This window comes from Actinoallomurus acaciae (assembly GCF_042429965.1).
Classification (GTDB): Bacteria; Actinomycetota; Actinomycetes; order Streptosporangiales; family Streptosporangiaceae; genus Actinoallomurus; species Actinoallomurus acaciae.
In genome coordinates this window covers 1-6,297 of record NZ_JBHLZP010000468.1, presented here as the reverse complement: position 1 = coordinate 6,297, position 6,297 = coordinate 1, and the positions used below count along the sequence as shown (strand labels likewise).

7 protein-coding genes, 1 pseudogene and 1 riboswitch are annotated in these 6,297 nt (G+C 71.5%); of the genes and pseudogenes, 4 read left to right on the top strand and 4 right to left on the bottom strand.

The window, feature by feature from the left end; translation table 11 throughout:
• A pseudogene (locus ACFFNX_RS38850) lies at window positions 1-264 on the bottom strand (magnesium chelatase); the annotation flags it as partial.
• 58 nt (window positions 265-322) lie between these two features.
• A riboswitch (cobalamin riboswitch) is annotated at window positions 323-445 on the bottom strand.
• Between the two features lie 109 nt (window positions 446-554).
• Between ACFFNX_RS38850 and ACFFNX_RS38845 the strand changes: the two are divergent.
• A complete protein-coding gene (locus tag ACFFNX_RS38845) occupies window positions 555-1,580 on the top strand; it encodes an LLM class F420-dependent oxidoreductase (RefSeq protein WP_378211127.1) in 1,026 nt (341 codons plus the stop codon).
• 12 nt (window positions 1,581-1,592) lie between these two features.
• Here the strand turns inward: ACFFNX_RS38845 and ACFFNX_RS38840 are convergent, their stop codons facing one another.
• Window positions 1,593-2,117: a GNAT family N-acetyltransferase gene (locus tag ACFFNX_RS38840; protein WP_378211125.1), complete on the bottom strand. Its 525-nt coding sequence runs from the start codon at window positions 2,115-2,117 to the stop codon at window positions 1,593-1,595.
• A gap of 77 nt (window positions 2,118-2,194) precedes the next feature.
• Complete coding sequence (locus ACFFNX_RS38835) at window positions 2,195-2,470, bottom strand: DUF6504 family protein (protein WP_378211123.1); 276 nt, start codon at window positions 2,468-2,470, stop codon at window positions 2,195-2,197.
• 541 nt (window positions 2,471-3,011) lie between these two features.
• Here ACFFNX_RS38835 and ACFFNX_RS38830 point away from each other — a divergent pair.
• The 3 genes from ACFFNX_RS38830 (at window position 3,012) to ACFFNX_RS38820 (ending at window position 5,185) form a co-directional block, all read left to right on the top strand.
• Complete coding sequence (locus ACFFNX_RS38830) at window positions 3,012-3,896, top strand: helix-turn-helix domain-containing protein (RefSeq protein WP_378211121.1); 885 nt, start codon at window positions 3,012-3,014, stop codon at window positions 3,894-3,896.
• A gap of 29 nt (window positions 3,897-3,925) precedes the next feature.
• Window positions 3,926-4,036, top strand: a complete 111-nt coding sequence (locus ACFFNX_RS38825) for a DUF397 domain-containing protein (RefSeq protein ID WP_378211119.1) — start codon at window positions 3,926-3,928, stop codon at window positions 4,034-4,036.
• A gap of 114 nt (window positions 4,037-4,150) precedes the next feature.
• Window positions 4,151-5,185 (top strand): alpha/beta hydrolase, encoded by a 1,035-nt coding sequence (locus ACFFNX_RS38820; protein ID WP_378211117.1) that lies wholly within the window; start codon window positions 4,151-4,153, stop codon window positions 5,183-5,185.
• Between the two features lie 33 nt (window positions 5,186-5,218).
• Here ACFFNX_RS38820 and manA read toward each other — a convergent pair.
• On the bottom strand, window positions 5,219-6,297 hold a 1,079-nt coding region (gene manA / locus ACFFNX_RS38815), incomplete at its 5' end, for a mannose-6-phosphate isomerase, class I (protein ID WP_378211115.1).

The window sequence follows — 6,297 nt, the reverse complement described above, 5'->3', positions numbered from 1 at the left end:
GGGACGCTCCTGCCGCGCCGCCTCGCCGTGCGGGCCGTCGGGGCACTCGGGGTCGGGCGCGTCCGGGTCGCAGGAGAACCGGCAGCCGGCCACGACGGAGACGGCCGGCAGCAGCCCGGCGAGCGCGCGCACGATGGTCGACTTCGCGGTGCCCTTCTCGCCGCGCACGAGCACGCCGCCGACCGACGGCGACACCGCGTTGATCAGCAGAGCGAGCTTGAGGTCCTCGAGCCCCGCCACGGCGGAGAAGGGGTAGGTGTTCACCCGGCGTTCGTCCTTCCTCGGGTTGCGCGCCCCGTAGGTGGCCTGCAGGCGGCGGCCGGAGTCTCCTGGCTCTCGGATCGTCACCCGTCCCCGGCCTTCCGGCTCACGCCGTGGCCGTCGGTTGAGAACGAACTCCCCGGTCACAGTTGCGCGACAGCCCCGGAGTCTCACCGGGTTCCTCCGCGTACCGCCGACGCACAGCATCGCACACGACCGATCCCTCCTCGACAGGTGTGTGCCGGTCTGTTCCTGTTTGAATGGAACAGGTTCTACTTCTTCCGGAGGCGCGCATGAGGCTCGGCATCAACCTCGGCTACTGGCAGCGGGACCCCGTGGACGACACCGAAACCGTGCTCGCCGCCGAACGCCTGGGCTATGACCAGGTCTTCACCGCGGAGGCGTACGGATCCGACGCCTTCACCACGCTGACCTGGTACGGCGCGCGCACCTCGCGGATCGGCCTGGGCACGGCCGTGACGCAGATGTCGGCGCGCACCCCGGCCGCCACCGCCATGCACGCGCTGACCCTCGACGCGCTGTCCGGCGGGCGGCTCACGCTCGGCCTCGGCGCGTCCGGGCCGCAGGTGGTGGAGGGCTGGTACGGCGTGCCGTTCGCCCGGCCGCTCGCGCGCACCCGCGAGTACGTCCAGATCCTGCGCGACGTGTGGCGACGTGCCGAACCGGTGACCAGCCCCGGCCCGCACTACCCGCTGCCGCTGCGGTCCTACGGTGTGGGCGACGGGGTGACGGGCCTGGGCAGGCCGCTGCGGTCGATCGCCCACCCGGTGCGCCCGGACATCCCGGTCTACCTCGGCGCGGAGGGCCCGAAGAACGTCGCGCTGTCGACGGAGATCGCCCAGGGCTGGCTGCCGCTGTTCGTCGACCCGGAGCGGATCGAGCCGGTCTTCGGCGCGTCACTGCGCGACCGCCCGGACGACTTCGAGATCGCCGCGACGGTCACCACGATCGTCACCGACGACCTGGCGGCCGCGCTGGAGGTGGCCAAGATCCCGCTGGCGTTCTACATCGGCGGGATGGGCGCCCGCGACCGCAACTTCCACCTGGACCTGATCGGCCGGCTGGGGTACGCGGAGGAGGCCGCGCGGGTGCAGGACCTGTTCCTCGCGGGGCGCCGGGACGAGGCGGTCAAGGCCGTCCCGGACGCGCTGGCGGACGCGATCTCACTGCTCGGCCCGCCGGGCCGGATCCGCGAACGACTGCGGCTGTGGCTGGACTCTCCGGTGACCACCCTGCTCATCGCCGGGGTGAAGGACGAACCGACCCTCAAGGCCATCCGCGCCATGGTCCCCGCCTGAGGCCCGGCGACGTCACCGACCGTCGTGCGGACGCAGTGTCGAGTAGAGGATCTGGTCGTACCAGCGCCCGGCTCGCCACTGGGCCTGGCGGAGGACGCCCTCTCGTTCGAACCCCGCCTTCTCCAGCGCCCGCCGCTCGGCGAGGTTGCCGCGGTCGGTGAAGGCCTGGACCCGCTGCGCGCGGGTGTGGTCGAACAGGTAGGCCACCAGGAGCCGTTGCGCCTCGGTGCCGATTCCCCGGCCCTGGCGGCTCGGCCGCAGGCCGATCGCGACGGTCCAGCACCACGAGGTCTCCGGGCGGCCCCACAGGCTCTTGAACCACTCCACCCGGCCGGCGACGTCGCCGTCCTCGGCGCAGACCGTGAGGGTCCCGCCGTCGGGCGTGAGGAGCCCGGTCTCGGCGAACCGGCGACGGAGCTCGAGGGGACTGCGATACCCGAACCACTGGTGGGCGCCGGTCCCCTCGGGGGTGGAGAGCTCGGCTTCGAAGAGGTCGAGGTCCTTCTGCGTGACGGGCCGCAGGACCACTCGCGTCATGACATGCGCCTTTTGACTCGTTGATCGCTGTCGGGGCGAACTCTACGAGGTCGGTGGGGCGCCGGCGGCGGCCGGTCTCAGCTCCAGGCGCGGGAGAGCATCCAGGTGTCGCTCGCCTCGTCGTAGCGGAGTTCGTACACGCCGATCTCGCGGTCCGGGGTGGCCTCCACCTGCCAGAACTCCCGGGCGACCGGTGCCTCGGCCCCCGGGTGCCGGTCTCGCCACCAGTCGCGCGTGGTCACCCAGTGATCCAGGACGCGCAGCACGGTGTAGAGGCGGCCGTGCCAGACGAAGCGCGACGGGCGGCCGTCGGCCCGCCAGACCTCGACCGGGTCGCCGTACGCCCGGCTCATCCGGACACCGTCCACGCGTCTCGCCGACGCCGATCGCTGACTCCGCCCACGCGGGCCGCCCGCCTTCCCGGTCGTACGCTGCCGAAGTTGCTCGGGGGAAGACGAGCGTCATCGAACATACGTTCGCATCGACGTTTTGGGAAGAGGGTCCCACCCGACACCGATCGGTGATCCCGTCGCGACGCGCCGTGCGGATCCGGCGCCTCGCGCCGTCAGATCACCGTTTCGGAGCTCCCCTACCCGACAAAAGGATGAGCGACATAGCATTGAACAGGTAAAGTGCGATGTCGTGGCAAGAGGTACTCGTACGACAACAGTGCGTAACGCTTATTTTCACGACAATCCGCTTAAATGAGGCATAGCGGTAGTGTCGAGCAAAAACTCCGTCCATCTCGATCCGACCCCGCATACACTTCCTCAGCGGTCAACGGCTCTGGACACGTGATCCGTCGTCCACCGCCACGCCCCGCAGCGGCTCCTCTTTCCGTCCACCGCTCCCCGTTCAACCCCCCGTCCCGGACGGTCGCTCCGGAGGTGCTCGATGTCCGACGTGCAAAGCCCAACCGTCCGCCGTCGCCGACTGGGCATGGAACTCCGCAGGTTGCGTGAGGCCTCGGGCCTCATGATCGAGGATGTCGCCAAACACCTCGAATGCTCGATGTCGCGGGTCAGCCGCATCGAGACCGGCAAGTCCGTCGCCCGGATCAGGGACGTGCGCGACATGCTCGACCTGTACAAGGTCGGCGACGAGGCCCAGCGCGAACAACTGCTCAAACTGGCCAAGGACGCCCAGCAGCGAGGCTGGTGGACCGAATACGAATCGGTGCTGTCCGCGGGGCTGGACACCTACGTCGGGCTGGAGGCCTCGGCCGCCTCACTCCGTACGTTCCAGACCCACCTCGTCCCCGGGCTCATGCAGACCGAGGAGTACGCACGTGCGCTGATCAAGGTCGGGCGGCCCACCGAGAGCGCCGCCAACATCGACCGGATGATCTCCCTGCGCCAGCGGCGCCAGGCCATGCTCGCCGACGACGGAGCCCTCGAGGTGTGGGCCGTGCTCGACGAGGCGGTCCTGCGCCGGCCCATCGGCGGCGTCACGGTCATGCGCGCCCAGCTCGCCCGGCTCCTCGAGGCCGACGAGCTCCCCAGTGTCACGATCCAAGTGCTGCCGTTCGCCCGCGGCGCCCACCCCGGGCTCGGCGGTGCGTTCACCATCATCGGTTTCCCCGACCCGACCGACCTCGACGTCGTGTACGTCGATTCGCCGGCGGGGAACATCTTCCTGGAGAAGGACAGAGACGTCCGCCGCCACACCACCTGGTTCGACCATCTACGAGCAGCCGCGCTGCCACCGGACGAGTCGAGCGACTTCATCGCCGCGATCGCGGATGAGTTCAAGAAAACGTCCCCGTACCCACGGGGATGATCGGTTCACCATGAAAGGAGAGGTGGGGGATGGGTTGCGACCCCGATCTCGCGGACACCGGCTGGCGTACGAGCAGCCGCAGCTCGCAGGGGGCGGACTGCGTCGAAGTGAGCGTCCTCGAACTCGTGAGCGAGCGCTGACGTAAGCTGCGCCGAACGGCCGCGGGGGTCCACCCCCCGCGGCCGTCTTCGGCCCAGGCACGGGACGCGGAATGCGGGATACGGTCGGACGCGTACCCGAGCGAAGGAGCATGGATGCTGCCCTGGTCGGCCGAACTCACCGGACGCATCGACGAACACGTTCTCAGCAGCGACGTACTGCGCGGCAACCCTCTCGGCGACCCTCATGATCGCCCGCTGGAGGTGTACGTCCCGCCGGGGTACGACGAGGAGCCGGAGCGCCGTTACCCGTCCGTCTACGTCATCCAGGGCTACACCGGCCAGCTGCCCATGTGGCACAACCGCGCGCCGTGGCGGCCGACCTATCCCGAGCTCGCCGACCAGATGTTCGCCCGCGGCGAGGCACCGCCGGCCATCGTCGTCTACGTCGACGCCTGGACCTCGGTGGGCGGCAGCCAGTTCCTCGACTCGCCCGGCACCGGCCGCTACCACTCCTATCTGTGCGACGAGGTCGTACCCTACGTCGACGCCCGCTACCGCACGCTGGCGAGCCGCGACCACCGTGCGATCAGCGGCAAGTCCAGCGGCGGCTACGGCGCCATGGTCACGCCGATGCTGCGGCCGGACGTGTTCGGCGCGCTGGCCACCCACGCGGGCGACGCGCTGTTCGACGTCTGCTACCGGCCGTACTTTCCCAAGGTGGCGCGGCAGTTGCGCGACGCCTACGACGGGTCGGTGGAGGCGTTCCTGGCCGACTTCCGCGGCCGGATCGCCGGCACCAAGGACACCGACCTCCCCCTCATCGAGCAGTACGGCTACGCCGCGGCCTACTCCGCCGACGAGGACGGCACCGTACGGCTGCCCTTCGACGACACCGGCGGCGTCATCCCCGAGATCTGGGAGCGCTGGCTGGCCTGGGACCCCGTGCTGATGGCCGCGCGCCCCGGCCACGCCGAGGCGCTGCGGTCGCTGCGCGGCGTCTGGATCGACGCCGGCACCCGCGATGAGTACCACCTGGACTTCGGCGCGGTCGCGTTCCGGCGCGCGGTCGAGGCCGCCGGCGTCGCCGACGACGACGTTCACTTCGAGCTGTTCGACGCCGGGCACCGCGCCATCGAGTACCGCTATCCGCTCGCCCTCGCCTGGCTCGCCGAACGCCTCACGCCCTGATCCGGCGGCGGCCTCGGCTCTCGGAGGCCGGTCCTACCCGGCGGAGGGCAGGCTCGCGCGGAACACCGTGCCGGAGCCGGTCACCTCGACCGGCCCGCCACGGTGCCCGGCGAACACCGCGTCGCCGCGGCGCAGCTCCAGCTCCTGCCCGTCGCGGCGGAGCCGTACGCCGCCATCGGCGCACAGCAGCAGCTGCGGACCGGCGGCCGGCAGCACGGGCCGCCGGGCGGCGTCGAGACGCGAGAGCCGGAACTCCGGTGCCGGGGTGAGGTAGACGCCCTCGCCGTCGCGGTGTTCGGGCTCGATCACGTCCGGCGGGCCCGGCTCGAACGACGCGACGGACAGCAGCTCGGGCACGTCGACGCGCTTGGGCGTGAGCCCGGCGCGCAGCACGTTGTCCGAGCCGGCCATCAGCTCCACCCCGGTACCGCTGAGGTAGGCGTGCGGACGGCGCGGCGGGACGTACAGCGCCTCGCCCGGGCTGAGGCGCACCTCGTTCAGCAGCATGGCGACGAGCACGCCCATGTCGCCGGGGTTACGCTCGGCGAGCGAGGCGTACGGCTCGGGCGCGACCGCGGCGGCCCCGGCCACCGCGTCCTTCGGCGAGGGCCAGGTCAGCAGCGTCTCGACCGCGGCCCGCAGGTCGCCGGCGGTGAGCAGGTCCACGACGGGCCGCAGCGCGGCGATGGGAGCCAGCAGTTCGGCGCTCTCACGCGGGTCCCGCAGGCCGCACAGCGCGTGGAACTCGGTCAGCGCGCAGAGGATCTCCGGCTTGGGCCAGGAGTCCTTGTAGTTGCGGGACGGGTCGCCCTCCGGGGCGGTCTCGGCGGCGAAGCCCCGCTCGGCCTGCTCCCGGTCGGGGTGGACCTGCAGGGACAGCGGCTCGGCCACCGCGAGCACCTTCATCAGGAACGGCAGCCGGGGCCCGAAGGCCGAAACGGACGCGTCGCCGAGCGCCGCGCCGGGGTCGGCCGCGATCACGTCGCCCAGCGCCCGGCCCGACCGCAGCCGCGACGGCGCGGCCGGATGCGCGCCGATCCACAGCTCCGCCTCCGGCGCCTCGGTGGGGGCGGGACGGCCGAGGAGACCGGCGAGCACCTCGTGGGACCCCC

Excerpts from the sequence above, each read along its gene's own strand:
- ACFFNX_RS38845 (WP_378211127.1), top strand. The coding sequence starts at position 555 with ATGAGGCTCGGCATCAACCTCGGCTACTGGCAGCGGGACCCCGTGGAC.
- ACFFNX_RS38820 (WP_378211117.1), top strand. The coding sequence starts at position 4,151 with ATGCTGCCCTGGTCGGCCGAACTCACCGGACGCATCGACGAACACGTT.
- ACFFNX_RS38825 (WP_378211119.1), top strand. The coding sequence starts at position 3,926 with ATGGGTTGCGACCCCGATCTCGCGGACACCGGCTGGCGTACGAGCAGC.
- ACFFNX_RS38835 (WP_378211123.1), bottom strand. The coding sequence starts at position 2,470 with ATGAGCCGGGCGTACGGCGACCCGGTCGAGGTCTGGCGGGCCGACGGC.
- ACFFNX_RS38830 (WP_378211121.1), top strand. The coding sequence starts at position 3,012 with ATGTCCGACGTGCAAAGCCCAACCGTCCGCCGTCGCCGACTGGGCATG.
- ACFFNX_RS38840 (WP_378211125.1), bottom strand. The coding sequence starts at position 2,117 with ATGACGCGAGTGGTCCTGCGGCCCGTCACGCAGAAGGACCTCGACCTC.